General features: G+C 42.9%; 16 protein-coding genes. 8 read left to right on the forward strand and 8 right to left on the reverse strand.

Annotated elements, in window-relative coordinates:
* The first annotated feature begins 156 nt into the window (after positions 1-156).
* The 3 genes from AC1IR0_RS04485 (at position 157) to AC1IR0_RS04495 (ending at position 4265) form a co-directional block, all read left to right on the forward strand.
* The gene (locus tag AC1IR0_RS04485) at positions 157-1617 is read left to right on the forward strand and encodes an ATP-binding protein (RefSeq protein WP_409651648.1); all 1461 of its coding nucleotides are present in this window, start codon (positions 157-159) and stop codon (positions 1615-1617) included.
* A 205-nt stretch (positions 1618-1822) separates the two neighbouring features.
* The gene (locus AC1IR0_RS04490; RefSeq protein ID WP_180087446.1) at positions 1823-3340 is read left to right on the forward strand and encodes an acetyl-CoA hydrolase/transferase family protein; all 1518 of its coding nucleotides are present in this window, start codon (positions 1823-1825) and stop codon (positions 3338-3340) included.
* 232 nt (positions 3341-3572) lie between these two features.
* Positions 3573-4265, forward strand: a complete 693-nt coding sequence (locus AC1IR0_RS04495; RefSeq protein WP_114541636.1) for a DsbA family oxidoreductase — start codon at positions 3573-3575, stop codon at positions 4263-4265.
* 66 nt (positions 4266-4331) lie between these two features.
* Here AC1IR0_RS04495 and AC1IR0_RS04500 read toward each other — a convergent pair whose 3' ends face one another.
* Positions 4332-4532 carry a dodecin family protein gene (locus AC1IR0_RS04500; RefSeq protein ID WP_004278594.1) on the reverse strand — a complete coding sequence of 67 codons (201 nt, stop codon included), beginning with the start codon at positions 4530-4532 and terminating at the stop codon, positions 4332-4334.
* 410 nt (positions 4533-4942) lie between these two features.
* On the opposite strand from AC1IR0_RS04500, the gene AC1IR0_RS04505 reads away from it, so the two are divergent.
* From AC1IR0_RS04505 to AC1IR0_RS04520, 4 genes are all read left to right on the forward strand, one after another.
* Positions 4943-5110, forward strand: coding sequence for a hypothetical protein (locus AC1IR0_RS04505; RefSeq protein ID WP_005267563.1), 168 nt, complete (start codon positions 4943-4945; stop codon positions 5108-5110).
* A gap of 254 nt (positions 5111-5364) precedes the next feature.
* Complete coding sequence (locus tag AC1IR0_RS04510; protein WP_004647321.1) at positions 5365-5544, forward strand: hypothetical protein; 180 nt, start codon at positions 5365-5367, stop codon at positions 5542-5544.
* A 9-nt stretch (positions 5545-5553) separates the two neighbouring features.
* Positions 5554-6954: a hypothetical protein gene (locus tag AC1IR0_RS04515; protein WP_409651642.1), complete on the forward strand. Its 1401-nt coding sequence runs from the start codon at positions 5554-5556 to the stop codon at positions 6952-6954.
* Between the two features lie 92 nt (positions 6955-7046).
* Complete coding sequence (locus tag AC1IR0_RS04520) at positions 7047-8156, forward strand: hypothetical protein (protein WP_005108063.1); 1110 nt, start codon at positions 7047-7049, stop codon at positions 8154-8156.
* 82 nt (positions 8157-8238) lie between these two features.
* On the opposite strand, the gene AC1IR0_RS04525 is transcribed toward AC1IR0_RS04520, so the two are convergent.
* The 6 genes from AC1IR0_RS04525 to AC1IR0_RS04550 all read right to left on the reverse strand — a co-directional run bounded on the left by AC1IR0_RS04525 (position 8239) and on the right by AC1IR0_RS04550 (position 14568).
* Positions 8239-8502 (reverse strand): hypothetical protein, encoded by a 264-nt coding sequence (locus AC1IR0_RS04525; protein ID WP_071851077.1) that lies wholly within the window; start codon positions 8500-8502, stop codon positions 8239-8241.
* Positions 8503-8696: 194 nt separating this feature from the next.
* The gene (gene htpG, locus AC1IR0_RS04530) at positions 8697-10616 is read right to left on the reverse strand and encodes a molecular chaperone HtpG (protein WP_409651638.1); all 1920 of its coding nucleotides are present in this window, start codon (positions 10614-10616) and stop codon (positions 8697-8699) included.
* Between the two features lie 163 nt (positions 10617-10779).
* Complete coding sequence (locus AC1IR0_RS04535) at positions 10780-11124, reverse strand: lysozyme inhibitor LprI family protein (RefSeq protein WP_004647317.1); 345 nt, start codon at positions 11122-11124, stop codon at positions 10780-10782.
* A 175-nt stretch (positions 11125-11299) separates the two neighbouring features.
* Complete coding sequence (locus AC1IR0_RS04540) at positions 11300-11890, reverse strand: OmpW/AlkL family protein (protein WP_004647316.1); 591 nt, start codon at positions 11888-11890, stop codon at positions 11300-11302.
* A 331-nt stretch (positions 11891-12221) separates the two neighbouring features.
* Positions 12222-13586, reverse strand: coding sequence for a Na+/H+ antiporter family protein (locus AC1IR0_RS04545; RefSeq protein ID WP_004647315.1), 1365 nt, complete (start codon positions 13584-13586; stop codon positions 12222-12224).
* A 100-nt stretch (positions 13587-13686) separates the two neighbouring features.
* Positions 13687-14568 (reverse strand): alpha/beta fold hydrolase, encoded by an 882-nt coding sequence (locus tag AC1IR0_RS04550; RefSeq protein ID WP_004647314.1) that lies wholly within the window; start codon positions 14566-14568, stop codon positions 13687-13689.
* A gap of 117 nt (positions 14569-14685) precedes the next feature.
* Here AC1IR0_RS04550 and AC1IR0_RS04555 point away from each other — a divergent pair, with 117 nt between their 5' ends.
* Complete coding sequence (locus tag AC1IR0_RS04555) at positions 14686-15180, forward strand: DUF4442 domain-containing protein (RefSeq protein ID WP_004278606.1); 495 nt, start codon at positions 14686-14688, stop codon at positions 15178-15180.
* A 57-nt stretch (positions 15181-15237) separates the two neighbouring features.
* Here the strand turns inward: AC1IR0_RS04555 and AC1IR0_RS04560 are convergent, their stop codons facing one another.
* The gene (locus AC1IR0_RS04560; RefSeq protein ID WP_004278608.1) at positions 15238-15603 is read right to left on the reverse strand and encodes a glycine zipper domain-containing protein; all 366 of its coding nucleotides are present in this window, start codon (positions 15601-15603) and stop codon (positions 15238-15240) included.
* Between the last annotated feature and the right edge of the window lie 40 nt (positions 15604-15643).

A 15643-nucleotide genomic window follows, 5' to 3' on the forward strand; every position in this document is an offset into this window, starting at 1 on the left:
TCAGCGAATGGCAAAGTTTTTACTTGCGTAACAGTGTTACTCATTTTTTCAAAAAAAGTAACACAACAAGCTCCTTCCATCGAAGGTTCAAGCAGTAAGATTCCATTACAAATTATTATTACTGCTCAATTTGGAAAATGCCTACAGGGAGCTGGTGTGAAACTCGACCCCATCGATCCACAAAAATTTACCGATTTTGTCAGCTACTCGGAAAAAAAGCGTACCCGCGGGGAACGCTTTCTCGACAAGATCAAACCGCGTTCTGCTGCCATGCGTACCACGGTACTGGTGGTTTTCGTGGTCTGTTTCAGCCTGTTCATGTCCTTATGGTTCTTTTGGCGTACCCTGTTTTTACCTGAAATCCAGCAACATGCGCGTTATCTGGCCATGGAACTGGAAATTCTCAACAATCCCGATCTGCGCCTGTATCACAAACAGCAGGAAGTCGACATTGACGATTGGTTAAGAAATCGGGTCGGCATTGAATACGTGACCAATCCAGCAGAATATCCCACTGTCCGTGAAAAGCTGATTGCAGAATTTTTTACCCGGCAGATCGAAACCAAACTGGCCAAAGAGTTACGTATCGAACAAGCCACAGTCTATTTCCAGTTTAAGCCGAGTCCACGTATCTGGATCCAGACCCCTGAAATGAATGGTCACTGGGTACAGGAACCTTTAAAGACCTATGCCAATTATAGTAATGAACTGATTTTAGGCTGGTTGCTTGGCACGCCGATTATTGTCGGCATCATTATTTTGACCTTGGTGCGTCAGCTCAACCGTCCTTTACGCCGTTTGCAGAATGCCGCCAACAGTTATAGCCGAATCGGTTCAGCACCCTATCTGGATACCAATCATGGTCCACTGGAAATCCGTCAGGTCAATCATGCCTTTAACCAGATGATTTATACGCTGGATCAGACCGAGCGGGAACGCCGCATCATGCTGGCCGGCATTTCACATGACTTGCGCACGCCCTTAACCCGGATCCGCCTCAGTGCCGAAATGATGCCAGATGAAGACTTTCTCAAAGAAGGCCTGATTTATGATGTCGAAGATATGGACGCGATTCTGGATCAGTTCATCTCCTATATGCGTGATGGTTCTGATGAAGAGCCGCAGGATACCAATGTCAATGTGCTGCTCCAAGAACTGGTCAAGCAGTTTAAACCGCTGGATATCCGCTTTACGCCACAAGACATCCCAACCATTCAGGCGCGCAGCATGTCGCTAAAAAGGCTGATTGGTAATCTGATCAATAATTCGAAACGTTATGGTTCAGAACCAATTGAGCTTTCTGCGCATGTTGAAGAAGATCAACTGTTGATTTGTGTCGCAGACCATGGCGAAGGCATCCCGGAAGATCAGATTGAAGCCTTGATGCAGCCTTTTGTTCGGGGTAATTCGGCACGAACTGTACAAGGCAGTGGCTTGGGGTTGGCCATTGTGAAACGGATTGTCGATATTCACCATGGCCAATTGCGTATTCATAATCGTCCTGAAGGTGGGCTGGAAGCTATCATTTCACTACCCGTAAATCAGGTGAACCCTGAGACACTCCCCCCAGCCACCACACTCGATAAAATTCGCCAAACTTTGACTGATCACTTTTAATAAGTGATCATTAATTCAACAAATGACTTTTTAGTTTTTCTATACAATTCATTTTATAGTTCACGAATTCAATCATTTAAAAATCATCATTTTTTATTATACCTACATTTAGCTAAAAAATTAGACCTTAGCCTAACACCTATGCACAATACATTTTTTGAGCGGTACAATCCGTCTCATAGTTTAAGAATTAATGAGAGTTAAAATGTCTTTAGATCGTATCCGTTTAGCCTCCCTACACAACAAAGTCATCAGCCCAGAACAAGCGGCTGAATTCATCAAAGATGGCATGACTGTGGGCATGAGTGGCTTTACTCGCGCTGGTGAAGCGAAGGCGGTTCCTTTAGCTTTAGTTCAGCAGGCAAAAGTAAATCCATTAAAGATCACGTTAATTACTGGTGCATCACTAGGGAACGATCTAGACAAACAACTGACTGAAGCTGGCGTATTGGCACGTCGTTTACCGTTCCAGGTCGATAACACTTTACGTAAAGCAATCAACAACGGCGAAGTGATGTTCATTGACCAGCACTTGTCTGAAACCGTTGAGCAAATGCGTAACCTGCAGTTGAAAAAACCGGATGTTGCGATTATCGAAGCCGTAGCAATTACTGAAGATGGCGGCATTATTCCAACAACATCTGTTGGTAACTCTGCAAGCTTTGCCATTTTTGCTGAAAAAGTGATTGTAGAAATCAATACGAATTTAAGCCCGGCATTTGAAGGCTTGCACGATATCTACATCCCGACATACCGTCCAACGCGTCAAGCAATTCCATTGACTCAAGTTGATGAGCGTATCGGTACGCATGCGATCAATATCGATCCATCTAAAATTGTTGGTATCGTATTTAACAGCGAATTGCATGACTCTCCATCTACTGTAACTGCACCAGATGATGAGACTCAAAGCATTGCTAACCATTTGATCGCTTTCTTTGAAAAAGAAGTAGCTGAAGACCGTCTACCGAAAAATCTCGGACCTCTTCAAGCAGGGATCGGTTCCATTGCAAACGCCGTATTGACGGGTCTGAAAGATTCAAACTTCGAAGACTTGATCATGTACTCAGAAGTACTACAAGACTGTACGTTTGAATTGATCGATGCCGGTAAAATGAAGTTTGCTTCAGGTTCTTCTATTACGCTTTCTGCTAAATATGGCGAGAAAGTATTTAACAACCTTGAACAATACAAAGACAAACTGGTATTACGTCCACAGGAAATTTCAAACCATCCTGAGCTGGTACGTCGTTTAGGTATTATCGGCATCAACACTGCGCTTGAGTTTGATATTTACGGTAACGTGAACTCGACTCATGTATGTGGTACCAAAATGATGAATGGTATTGGTGGTTCAGGTGACTTCGCACGTAATGCCCACTTGGCGATCTTCGTAACCAAATCAATTGCGAAAGGTGGTGACATCTCTTCTGTTGTGCCGTTTGCTTCACATATCGACCACGCAGAACATGATGTTGATATCCTAGTGACTGAACAAGGTCTTGCGGATCTTCGTGGTTTGGCTCCGCGTGAGCGTGCACGTGCAGTAATTGATAACTGTGCGCACCCAATGTACCGCGATGCGTTGAATGATTACTTTGACCGTGCATGTGCAAAAGGCGGCCATACCCCTCATCTTCTTCGTGAAGCGCTTTCTTGGCACTCAAACTTCGAAGAAAATGGTCACATGCTTGCTGTTGAAGCTGCAGTAAAAACTGCATAATTGACTGCATTCACAAAACGCCCTACGGGGCGTTTTTTTATGGCATTTTTATATTTTTTTTGAATAGTCAGAACCTGATTATATTAAGGAAGCCATCTGGCTATCACCTACTCTTTCTTCTTTTATTTATCCTGCCGATCTGCTGTAGAAATACACTTCTGATGCTCAAGGGCTTTAAATTCTGATTCTTCACCCTCATACTTGAACACAAGAGCAAAATTAGAGACATGACATGCGCGTAGATATCTGGTCAGATGTGGTTTGCCCCTTCTGCTATATTGGTAAAAAACGTTTAGAAGCTGCTGCACAAGAAGCAGGTATTGAGCTAGAAGTACATTGGCACAGTTTCCAGCTCGATCCTGAAGCACCGGTACGTCAGGAAGTCTCCAACTCTGAGCGTCTGGCGCAAAAATATGGCCGCACCGTGGCAGAAGTCGAAGAGATGCAGCGCAATATTGCTGAAATGGCCAAAGCCGAAGGTATTGAATTTAACTGGGAAGGTGCCAATTCAGGCAATACCTTTAATGCGCATCGCCTGATTCACCTGGCGCAAAGCAAAGGTTTGGGCAATGAAGCACAGGAAGCGTTCTTCTATAGCTATATGACCCAAGGTCTGGCGATTGGAGAACGTGAAACACTGGAAGATGTCGCAGCGCGTATTGGCCTGAATCCGGTCGAAGTCGATGACCTGTTGGATTCGGAAGAATATGCTGATTTCGTCAAATTCGATCAGGAAGTCGCACATGAACAACTCAAAGTGACCGGTGTACCTTTCTTTGTTTTTGATCAACGTGTGGCATTGGCAGGCGCGCAGCCTAAAGAAGTTTTCCTGCAAGTATTTGAAAAAGCGCTCGATACATCAACCAACAGTCAGGCAGCACAGTGCTCAACAGAAACGTGTGACACGCCAGACCAAGCTGAATAAAACAACGTTCAATAAAAAAACCCCATTTTAAATGGGGTTTTTTATTTGTTATTGAATGGCATTCGCTTAATCAACCAGAAAACTAATTTTTAAATTGACACGATATTCGGTGATTTTATTTTCTTTAATAACCACCTTCTGTTCATTGATCCAAGCACCTTGTACATTTTTGACCGTTTCTGTGACTTTTTGAATGCCCGTTTGAATCGCATCTTCAAAGCTTTTATTGCTGCTTGAATTGACTTCTACCACTTTTGCAATTGCCATAATAAAACTCTCAGGATGAAAATAAATGGAATTCCATCTTAGTCCATTCTTAGAAGATTGCAGCAGTCCGTAAACAAGCGATAGCAAAAACTTACATGGATTGAACAAAGCTCGAAATTCAGTCTTAAATTGGCAGATCAAAAACACATCGCCGCTTGTTTTGGCACTCGATCAAGCCCAGATTCTCATCACTAAAGTAAAGCATAAAGTCCTGTAAAATCATAAAAATCAAACTAGAGCAAATATACTAATTTATTGTTTTATAGAGTAATTTATCTAAAATTTACTGCCTGAATTTGCCGAATCTATCATTTTCTATTAAGTCTTATTTGCTATTATTTCACCCGAATTAAGTTTAAATATTCTCCTCTGTTCAAATTATTGAACACTCTGATATTAAAGGTCATCCTATGAATGCTCTTAAATTTGCTTTCGCAGCAACCGTTATGGCTTTTTCTGTTCAAGCGTCTGCACAAATGGCGCAAGTGGTTCATCTCCCAGACTTTCCAGCGACTAAAGCACCTGCTGAAACAGTAAATGCAGATGCTGCGACTGTAGTAACTGAAAAAACAGCTTAATGCAAAGCTGTTTTTCATTAAAACAGGCTGATTGATTCAGCCTGTTCTTTTTGATCATATTGAACACATTCAGTGTGAAAGATGCACGACTCTAAAAAATATCGACTATTTCCCGCTCTAGTTTTTTCTATTGATTTTTATCACTTTTAATTAAAAAAATTTGTTTATAAAACACTCAAAATAGATCACTATTTTATGTGATCTCTGCTTATAATTGCAGCAATATAAATAGATTAATGATAAGAAATTTTTTTATGCATGAACTTCAGGCATTGGTACAGGGCAAAATTCCGCCTCAGTCGGTTTCTATTGATTATTTAATTGAAATGGCAGAAAGCTATACCGACTCAAATTCTGCTGAATACAGACTGGTCGAGCTGGCGGTCAACATCGTACTGGCACAAACCCTGGATAAAGCACTAAAACATCTCTAGAGATCAAAAATGAATGCTTTAGAAAAAGTACAATTAATTAAAGAACTACATGGACTGGCGCAGCAACTGGAGCATAAAGTCCTGCCTTTATATGAAATTGCCCGTTCTAAAAAAAGAATACGTGATATTTTTAATCTGTGTGATGAGCCTATTTTCAAAACCCAGATTTCAGCATTTAAAGCCCGCACTCAGCCTAAACTTGTCGCCTACCAATTTTCTGCTAACACGTCTTATCATCTAAGCTTTCGTGGCTATTTCACCGAAGTCTTGGCGCTGGAACAAGCATTGTCTGCCCATCCGGATTCTGGCTGGGCAGTTTTACATCATCCTGAACGTGGCTGGCAAATCTGGCTGATTCCGGCCCCCCAATCTCCTGCCCTGCACAGCCAATGGGCTGAATTGCAACACTGCTATATCTGGCTGTTGCAACAACAGCAGCGGTTTTCTTGTCTGCAACAGGATCCCCCCTTAATCGTTCCTGCCTTATCCTTAAACGAAGCTGAAACCAGCTCAAAAGCTATGGAAACAACCAAATATCATCGGGGACGACCGAGGGCAAGAATCCATGCATTAGAACTACATCGCCCAGATGAGCTACCCATACAGGTACCCACTGTATATAAGACTCCCGATTCTCAGCTCAAAGCTGAAACGACAATTCCGCAAGAACAGATCACAGTCTCCGAATTGATTCAATTCCCTGCGCAGATCCAACTGGGTGAACTAAACGCTCATGTACACTCTTTAAGTTTAAAAGAAACCAATATCCAGCGGCTCTGTGCTTTAGAACTAGAATCCGATGTCGAACAATACCCTGTTTATCTGGATATTGTCTTATATTATGCGGCAGAAGATAACTGGCAGGCACGTCAGGTTTATTTGGTTGAGCAATTGAATCTGCAAGGTCAGTTTGTCAAATATCTGATGCTCTTAGGGGTACCGAGTCAGTTGCAGGCTCACTATTGTATTCAACATTGGCTGAGCCATCATCAACGCCAGGCTGCGGCGATTAAATCACTGGCATGGTCTGCTTTAAGCGCCAGTTTCATGCAACTCGAGCTTTTTTCAACAGCTTACTTGCAGCAGGCTGAAACAGTCTGGACACAGCCAGATTACCATCCATTTATACCCGCACAGTCCATTCAAAAGCAGAAATTTATCTCGTTTAAAGAAGCTGCTGCGGATTTTTCTACCCCAGTGCTTTTGCTACAGGAACATCAAAAAATCCGAGTGATTCATGGTGAAAAACGCATCTCTCTCGCAGAGGATGAGCTGGCCTATCCATACATCTTGCTGCAACGCGACAAACAGCTAAATTGGCAGAATATTCACAATATTATTTTAACAATGCCACAACCCATTCGGGTATTAGAGCTTTATCGGGAAATTCAGGCTCAAATGATTGAATAATTGCTGTTATTTTGTAGCTTTAACTTGCTTTTTAAGGCCGTTTTTTAGAAAACTACAGCTGAATATAAGAATACAAGAGCAACAAATATCTCATGCAAATAAACAGGATTACTCAAATTTTACTGCTCTCTCTGGGCCTAGGAATGAGTGGTAGCATGTCTTGGGCAAATTCAGTCACAGCTGCTCCTGCCAGTCCAACAAATACAGAGCCAAGTCGATCAGGCTTGCTGGATCAGATTCCACGTTTGATCGATGCAACACCGACGGTTCTGCCAGAGCAATCAAGTGTCGCCATCGTTCCATCCACGCTAGAGACAGAAAATTATTCATGGGCGGATCAAAAACAGAAAGGCATCCGCGAATGGGCCGATCGTACTGCACATAAAATTGATAACTGGTTTGGTGAAACCGATCCGGATCAGCCAGCTGCAGCCACATTACGGATCATTCTAGATAATCGCTGGGATGAATATGAAGGCTATGAGATTAAGCCCCGAATCCGCGGCAAGATCAAGCTTCCGACCTTGGAACAAAAGCTGAGTGTGGTTTTTGGTGATGACAGTCTGGACAATGAATTAGACAGCAATGTCGCCATTACCAATGAAAATCCTGCCACTTCCGGAGATAAGCGTCTGGATACTAAACGTGCACGTGAAGATAACAGCTCTTTTGCCTTACGTTGGTCAGAATGGTCAGATCGCATTCCTTTCCAAACCGATCTGGATCTGGGCTTACGTTCTGGCGATGATATTTATCTGCGTGTCAAAGCCAGTAAGGATTGGACGTTGGAAAATGACTACTCTTTTCATGCCGAACAGATTTATCGCTATGGCACTCAAAGCGAAAACTATTTACGAACCAATCTGGAGCTAATCCATGCCCGTCCCAATCAGGCCTTTTTCTCCAATCAGCTTAGTCTGACTTATGCAGATGATCAAGACGATGATCTGACCTGGGACAACTACACCTTCAGGCAACATCAGTTTTTTCAGGACAACCGTTTCAGTTACGGCATTTATACCGGTGGTTATCTAAATGACAAGGATCTGCGTCTCAACCGCTGGGGCCCCTATGTGTCGTGGAGACAACCTTTTTTACGTGAATGGTTTTTTGTCCAGACCGACCTGAACTATTTGAATGATCATCGCGAAGATCGTGATCACTATGTCGGAGCTTTGGTGCGTTTAGAAGCGTTATTTTAAACTGACTGATACGAGAAAATAATAAAAGCCCATCATTCATGGGCTTTTTTCAATATTACTGAGGCAATCAGCGTGGCAAGTATTAGCTGGTTTTATTCAAGATAATACGATCACTGCGTAGCACACGTTTTTGCTGCAATGAGGGTTGTTCCATCACCGGCATATTGAAGCGAATATGATCGCTACGTTGTACACGTTTCGGTTTTGTTACGTTTACTTTTGCTGTTTTATAAAAGCTAATGCGATCTGTGCGTACCACTTTTTCTGCAGCAGGTGCCGCTAGACTAAACTGGCTCATCGACATCAGGATTACAGCGCCCATACTGATCATCAGCTTAGATTTCATAACATTCTCTCTCTTTGCTTAATGATCGCACTTATAAATTAAAAATTAATTAATAATCTAAAATATAGATTTATGATTCGAAGGTATTTTTTTATTCTCTCTATAGTTTTTCCAGATCATTTCTAGAAATGAAAAATGAAGCAGGCATAAAAAATCCCTCCGAAGAGGGATTTTCTCATTCAACACATCAGCAGTTAAGCAAGCAGCAAGCTATTAATCCGCTTGACATATTCAGCAGGATTTTCTGGTAATCCACCTTCTGCAATCACTGCCTGGTCAAAGATCACATTGGCCAGATCATCAAACTGCGCCGAGCCATCCAGTTTTTTCACCAACGGATGTTCCGGGTTGATTTCCAAAATCGGCTTGATATCCGGCACAGGTTGGCCTGCATCTTTCAGCATACGAATCAGCTGCGGAGACAACTCACCTTCTCCAGTCACCAGACAAGCCGGAGAATCGACCAGACGCGTCGTCACCCGCACTTCTTTGGTCTTGTCTTTTAATGAATCCGTCAACTTATCCACCACCGGTTTAAACTGGGCTGCGGCTTCTTCAAGGGCTTTCTTCTCTTCGGCATCCTGAAGGTCACCTAAGTCAACTGCACCCTTAGACACGTTTTGCAAAGGCGTACCATCGAACTCATTCACGAAGTTCATCGCCCATTCATCCACGCGTTCAGTCATCAACAGAACTTCAATGCCTTTTTTCTTGAACAGTTCCAGTTGCGGTGAATTTTTCGCAGCATTCAGGCTATCTGCAGTCACATAATAAATGGCTTTCTGGCCGTCTTTCATGCGTGCTTTATAGTCTGCCAATGACGTGCTAACTTCATCATTGGTCGAAGTCGCATAACGCAGCAGTTTCAAGATACGTTCACGGTTACTGAAATCTTCACCCAGACCTTCTTTCAATACTGAAGCAAATTCCTGATAGAAAGTCTTAAAGTTTGCCTGATCTTTTTCATCTTCAGATTTAGCCAGATTATCCAAAATGGTCAGGATACGGCGGGTATTGCCTTCACGGATGGTTTTTACATCACGGCTTTCTTGCAGTAATTCACGACTCACGTTCAATGGCAGATCGGCACTGTCCACCACACCCTGTACAAAGCGCAGATAGTTTGGAATCAGGTTATCTGCATCATCCATAATGAACACACGTTTCACATACAGTTTGATACCCGCTTTGGATTCACGGGTGAAAATATCATGTGGCGCTTTGCTTGGAATATATAACAACTGGGTATATTCAGTGCTGCCCTCAACCCGGTTATGCGCCCAGGCCAATGGCGCTGCGAAATCATGGCTTAAGTTCTTGTAGAACTCGACATACTGCTCTTCAGTGATTTCAGACTTGTTACGAGTCCATAATGCGCTGGCCGAGTTAATGGCTTCCCACTCATCGGTTTTGACATACTGGCCACCTTTAGATGTTTCACCTTCAGCCGCTTCTTCTTCCTGCCAGACTTCTTTTTGCATCTGGATTGGTAGGCTGATGTGGTCTGAATATTTATTGATAATCTGCTTCACTTTATAGCTTTGCAGATAATCCAGCGCATCGTCACGTAAGTGCAGAATAATATCGGTACCACGTCCTTGTTTCGTGATCTGTTCAACTTCGAACTCACCGGTTCCGCCACTGATCCAGCGCACCCCTTCAGAGACATCTGTGCCAGCACGACGGGATTCTACCGTGATCTTGTCAGCGACAATAAAACCGGAATAGAAACCGACACCAAACTGGCCAATTAGCTGGGCATCAGCCTTTTGATCGCCGGTCAGTTTGGACATAAAGTCTTTGGTGCCTGATTTGGCAATAGTCCCTAAATTATCAATAGCTTCCTGTTCGCTTAAGCCGATCCCGTTATCTGAAATGGTAATGGTTTTATTGTCTGCATTCAGACTGACACGAACGCGCAGATCCGGATCATTTTCATAAAATTCGGGATGGTTAATCCCTTCAAAACGTAATTTGTCGCATGCATCTGAGGCATTCGAGATCAATTCGCGTAGGAAAATTTCAGGGTTTGAATAAAGCGAATGGGTCACGAGATGTAGTAACTGAGCCACTTCAGCCTGGAAACTATGTTTTTGTGCGCTAGACTCGCTCATTAATCACTCCTTTTATTTTAAATACAGGTCAATACTGTTGCCTATATGAATGGAGTGAGTTACTAAATTTTCAATAGCCAGTTGTATATTTTTTCTCAAGATATTTTATAAAGGATCTCTTGATCTAAAATGACTTGGATTTGTAAAGGCTTAGGTTTAAGGCTTAATAAGGCCCAAGCTTATAAATACGTTGAAATTGCAGGTCTATTTGCTGCTGACGCATATTATAGACCTGACTCAGACAGGACACAGATTCCTGACAGCGGTCACGGAACTGTAGCCATTTCACCTGATCACGCTGGATCACCGAACGGGTTCCCATAGGCACCATACGGCGTAAAATATGATAGCTGGTACTCATCTTGACATCGGCATCATTGAGCAGACGATGTTCACAAATCGCTTTCTCTGTCACGGTTTCAGCTTTCTGACAATCAAAACTTGCCGCATAGGCAGACCCTGCCAGCAGGCTGAAGAAGATCACAATACCTTGGCTTAAAAACTTCATGCTGATCTTCCTTATTATTCAATTATTAAGTCGTATTCAATTAATATTTACTTTATTCGTTTTAATATAGTTGAACATTGCCGATCTGCTCAATTTCAATAAGTTATAAATCGTTGTTATTTTGAAAAAAAAGCCTCATTCAAGATGAGGCTTTTTTGTTGAGCAAGGCTAGAATTTAGAACTTGTAGCTATAACCGATCGTATAAACCCAAGGATCAATATTCAAGTCGAATTTAGTATTATCAGCATCATCTAAAGTCACTTCAGGACTCAAATCTGCATAGCGCACGTCAGCAAATACTCCCCAGTTTTTGGCATCGGCTGGCTGATAATTAAAGCCGACTTGACCTGCCAAACCAAACTCTTCTTTCACGTCTTTAGCCAGACCTTCTTCATCCCAAGCAATAAAAGCTGTGCCACCTACGCCAATATATGGTGTAAAGCGTGTTGCATTTTTAAAGTTATATTTAGCGGTAATTGTGGGTGGCAGATGTTTGATCTTAGCCACCTTACCTACACCTTGAAGAGAAATGTCATGGTTAAACGGGGTAGCCAATAATAATTCTGCCGAGATATTGTCATTAAAGAAGTATTCAACCGATGGCGTAAAACCATATTCCTGATCGGCTTCTACGACTAAACCTGGTGCAATTTCAGTGTCACTTGATGGTGCTAAAGAACTGGCACCGACTTTCACCTGCCATTGACCTGCCATCGCAGATGCAGAAAGACCCATTAATGCAATTATAGCAGCTTGCTTTAACATTTTAAAATACCCCACAGGAAGAATAATTATTAAGAAAATAAATCTTAATTAATAATAAACACGAGGGAAAATAATATGCAATAAGTATTATAAAACTAATTTTTAATTATTATTTAAACTACTGATTTAAAAAGTTATTTATTTTAAATTGACTGAATTAGTTGGTTTTAAATACCAAGTATATTAATCAGATAAATATGAATTTATTCAGACTAAAATAATCAGGTTTATATTAATTTTTATTTAAAAATATATTTTAAATACATCTTATTGTTTATTTTAAATCCAGATAAATCTGCTCCAATAGATATCAGAGCAGATTGAAATTGACTTACAGAACCATGGCTGCAATCCAGCCAAAAATCATCAACGGAATATTGAAGTGAATGAAGGTTGGAATCACACTGTCCTTCATATGGTCATGCTGACCATCCATATTTAAACCCGAAGTTGGGCCCAAAGTTGAATCCGAAGCTGGAGAACCGGCATCCCCCAAAGCTGCTGCAGTCCCGATAATTGCAATAGTCGCAGCCGGGCTAAAACCAAACTGGATACACAGCGGTACATAGATGATGGCCAGAATCGGCACGGTTGAAAATGATGAACCAATGCCTAGGGTAATCAACAGGCCGATGAGCAACATCAGGAACGCTGCCAGTGCCTGACTGTCACCAATCCAGTTGACCGATGCTTCGACCAGTGCAGGTACCTGATTGGTCGCTTCAATCACGGCGGCAAAACCTTGTGCTGCAATCATGATAAAGCCGACCAGCGCCATCATGCGCATACCGGTAATGATCACATCATCCGCTTCTTTCCATTTGAAAATGCCAGCACAGCTGAGAATCGCGACACCGACTAAACCTGCCAGAATCATTGAATCTGAATACAGCTGTACAGCCAATGTGGCTACAACTGCAAGACCGGCCATCCAGATGGTAAATTTCGAAATTTCAGGTTTAAGGTTTTGCTCTACTCCAAGTTCAGCAGAAATACTTTGCTGCTCTTCGATATGAATATCTTTATAGAGACGTGGTTTACGGTAAGAGAAGAAAATGGCAATCAACAACCCGACCAGCATGCCAATGACCGGAATGACCATTGCAGATGGAATCTGATCATAAGTAATTTCAAAACCATAAGGCTTACCAAAGGTATTGATGTTATGCCCCAGAATATCATTCAGGAAGATCGCGCCAAAACCGACTGGAATGAGCATATAGGTGGCAACCAGACCAAAGGTCAGCAAACAGGCCACCAAACGGCGATCCAGTTGTAAATGGTTAAATACAATCAATAGCGGCGGAATCAGTACCGGAATGAAGGCAATATGCACGGGAATGACGTTCTGCGAGAACACGGCTGCAATAGCAACCGTGAAGAAGATCAGATATTTCACCCGGTTTTGCGCTTTAAAATCGGCCTCACCTTTTAAGGTGCTGATCATTTTATAAGCCAGTAAATCCGGTAAACCCGAACGCGCCAGAGCCAAAGCAAATGCACCTAAAATACCGTAAGCCAAGGCAATTTTGGCACCACCACCCAAACCATTGTTAAACGCGTCCAAGGTTCCCTGCAGGCCCAGACCTGCCAATAAACCACCTGTAACAGCACCAATGACCAGGGCAAAAACCACAGGTACACGTGCCAACGAGAGTCCGAACATGACTCCAATAGCAGCAAGAATTGCGAACATAATGAATCGGAATAGAGAGAAAGCGGCTATTTTATCAGAAAATGCGGATAAAAATTCCGCCACTTTTTTCTGGTCGGGTCATGTTTCGCGGAGTGGCCTGTCAATGAATGTCAGCAGATTTACGCTGAATAAACTCATCAATCAATTGAGCCACTTGCTCCGGTTGACTCAGGATCGCCCAGTGATTGGCAGCCAGTTCTACTTTCGAGAAATCATCCACCCATTTTGACATTTCATCAACCAGATCTGGCCCGACAAACTGGTCATATTTCAGCACAATCGCCTGTACCGGACAGATGGCAAAACGCTGCCGTGGTTGAGCTAAGCGTGGCAAAAAATTGGCCCGATACAGGTTCACACCATATTTGCCATCTTTGACAATATGCGGGTTGAGTGGCAGATCATCGTGTCTTTCCAGTTGCTGCACGATCTTGCCCCAACGCTGCGGATTAAAAAAATTCCAGGCCAACGGCGCCACTAAAGGCAACTGAAACATCGCGATATACCAAGATTTGCTCATTTGCTTTAAAAATTTTGCTTTGTTTTGCTGGAACTGTTCACGCATCCAGAAAGCGGCATGATCCAGACATGGCCCAGATAAGGTGCTATAAGACAGAATTCGCCCTTTAAAGCGTGGATCGGTGACAGATTCCCAGGACTGAATTGAGCCCCAGTCATGCGCAGCCAGATGAAAAGCTCGATTCGGCAATACCTTATTCACCACCTCTTCCAGATCCTGACTTAAACGGGCCAAGCGGTAATCGGAGATTTTTTTGGGAATACTGGACTCCCCTGCGCCCCGGACATCATAAGTCACCACAAAATAATCCTGACTCAAATGAGCAATGACTGGCTCCCAAACTGCTTGATGATCAGGATAGCCATGAACCAGTACCAAGGCTGTTTGTTCGGGTTGTCCATAAGTTTTGACACAGAGACACTGCTGATCCGTGGTATCGACCCATTGCACTTGTGTTTCCATCTTTTGATCCTGTTTTTATTATTGACCACTTAGTTTATAAATCGGCATGATTGATCAATGCCAGCGCATTTTTGTTGCTCTAGTATGCATAATCACAGCCGCAAAAAGAATGTCAGTATGAGCCTATTCCAGAAAATTCAAAAACTGCCTCTGGTTTCAAAATTTATTCTGAACCGCTATGCCCCTTATCGTGGTGCAGGCATTGAAATTAATAAGATTGATTTTAATAATTATCACGTTCGGGTCAAAATGCCGCTGACCCGTAAGAACCAAAATATTGTCGGTGTGCATTTTGGTGGCAGCCTGTATTCGATGGTCGATCCCTTTTACATGTTATTGCTGATGCATCATTTGGGGCCGAAATATCTGGTCTGGGATAAAGGCGCCAGCATTCAGTTTTTGGCACCGGGTCGCGGCACAGTGGTGGCGGATATTCGGATTTCTGCTGAAGAAATTACCACGATTATCAATCTGGCGGCCGATAATGCGCCAGTGTATCGACATTATCAGCTGAATATTTATGATGAAGCCGGGGTCAGAATTGCTGAGGTAGAGAAAACGGTCTATATCCGGCGGAAACAGAGCAAAGGGAAAATTAACGCTCCTAAATAAGATAAAAGCGCCACATTGGCGCTTTTAAATCTAGATGAATCTGAAGTAACTTTCGACTTAACGACGACGGTTATCCTGTTCAATCGCAGCACCGGCACCACCACCGATTGCACCACCAATTGCAGCACCCGCATTACCACCGAAGATGCTTTTACCGACTGCTGAACCAACAGCACCACCTACACCACTATAGGTCGCATTACGGTTTGAACCGCCTTGGGATTTACTACCCACTGCCGCACCGGCACCACCACCCACAGCTGCACCAACGCCACCGCCGACTTTATTACCGACACCACCACCCACTGCACCACCAAGGGCTGCAGCACCGATCCGTTGCTCATTGGCAGACATACTTTCACAACCCGCCAACATAAAGATGGAAAGAGTGGCAACTGCCATAACACCCATTAATTTTTTCATGACCTTGGCCTTCCTGTCTTGCTTTATTTAAGCTTATCTT

Source organism: Acinetobacter sp. 129952, from assembly GCF_056642055.1.

What these genes read in the sequence shown, in the direction of transcription:
- AC1IR0_RS04515 (WP_409651642.1), top strand. Translation starts at nt 5,554, where the DNA reads ATGAATGCTTTAGAAAAAGTACAATTAATTAAAGAACTACATGGACTG.
- AC1IR0_RS04560 (WP_004278608.1), bottom strand. Translation starts at nt 15,603, where the DNA reads ATGAAAAAATTAATGGGTGTTATGGCAGTTGCCACTCTTTCCATCTTT.
- AC1IR0_RS04535 (WP_004647317.1), bottom strand. Translation starts at nt 11,124, where the DNA reads ATGAAGTTTTTAAGCCAAGGTATTGTGATCTTCTTCAGCCTGCTGGCA.
- AC1IR0_RS04510 (WP_004647321.1), top strand. Translation starts at nt 5,365, where the DNA reads ATGCATGAACTTCAGGCATTGGTACAGGGCAAAATTCCGCCTCAGTCG.
- AC1IR0_RS04545 (WP_004647315.1), bottom strand. Translation starts at nt 13,586, where the DNA reads ATGTTCGCAATTCTTGCTGCTATTGGAGTCATGTTCGGACTCTCGTTG.
- AC1IR0_RS04520 (WP_005108063.1), top strand. Translation starts at nt 7,047, where the DNA reads ATGCAAATAAACAGGATTACTCAAATTTTACTGCTCTCTCTGGGCCTA.
- AC1IR0_RS04525 (WP_071851077.1), bottom strand. Translation starts at nt 8,502, where the DNA reads ATGAAATCTAAGCTGATGATCAGTATGGGCGCTGTAATCCTGATGTCG.
- AC1IR0_RS04540 (WP_004647316.1), bottom strand. Translation starts at nt 11,890, where the DNA reads ATGTTAAAGCAAGCTGCTATAATTGCATTAATGGGTCTTTCTGCATCT.
- AC1IR0_RS04490 (WP_180087446.1), top strand. Translation starts at nt 1,823, where the DNA reads ATGTCTTTAGATCGTATCCGTTTAGCCTCCCTACACAACAAAGTCATC.
- AC1IR0_RS04550 (WP_004647314.1), bottom strand. Translation starts at nt 14,568, where the DNA reads ATGGAAACACAAGTGCAATGGGTCGATACCACGGATCAGCAGTGTCTC.
- AC1IR0_RS04495 (WP_114541636.1), top strand. Translation starts at nt 3,573, where the DNA reads ATGCGCGTAGATATCTGGTCAGATGTGGTTTGCCCCTTCTGCTATATT.
- AC1IR0_RS04500 (WP_004278594.1), bottom strand. Translation starts at nt 4,532, where the DNA reads ATGGCAATTGCAAAAGTGGTAGAAGTCAATTCAAGCAGCAATAAAAGC.
- htpG (WP_409651638.1), bottom strand. Translation starts at nt 10,616, where the DNA reads ATGAGCGAGTCTAGCGCACAAAAACATAGTTTCCAGGCTGAAGTGGCT.
- AC1IR0_RS04555 (WP_004278606.1), top strand. Translation starts at nt 14,686, where the DNA reads ATGAGCCTATTCCAGAAAATTCAAAAACTGCCTCTGGTTTCAAAATTT.
- AC1IR0_RS04505 (WP_005267563.1), top strand. Translation starts at nt 4,943, where the DNA reads ATGAATGCTCTTAAATTTGCTTTCGCAGCAACCGTTATGGCTTTTTCT.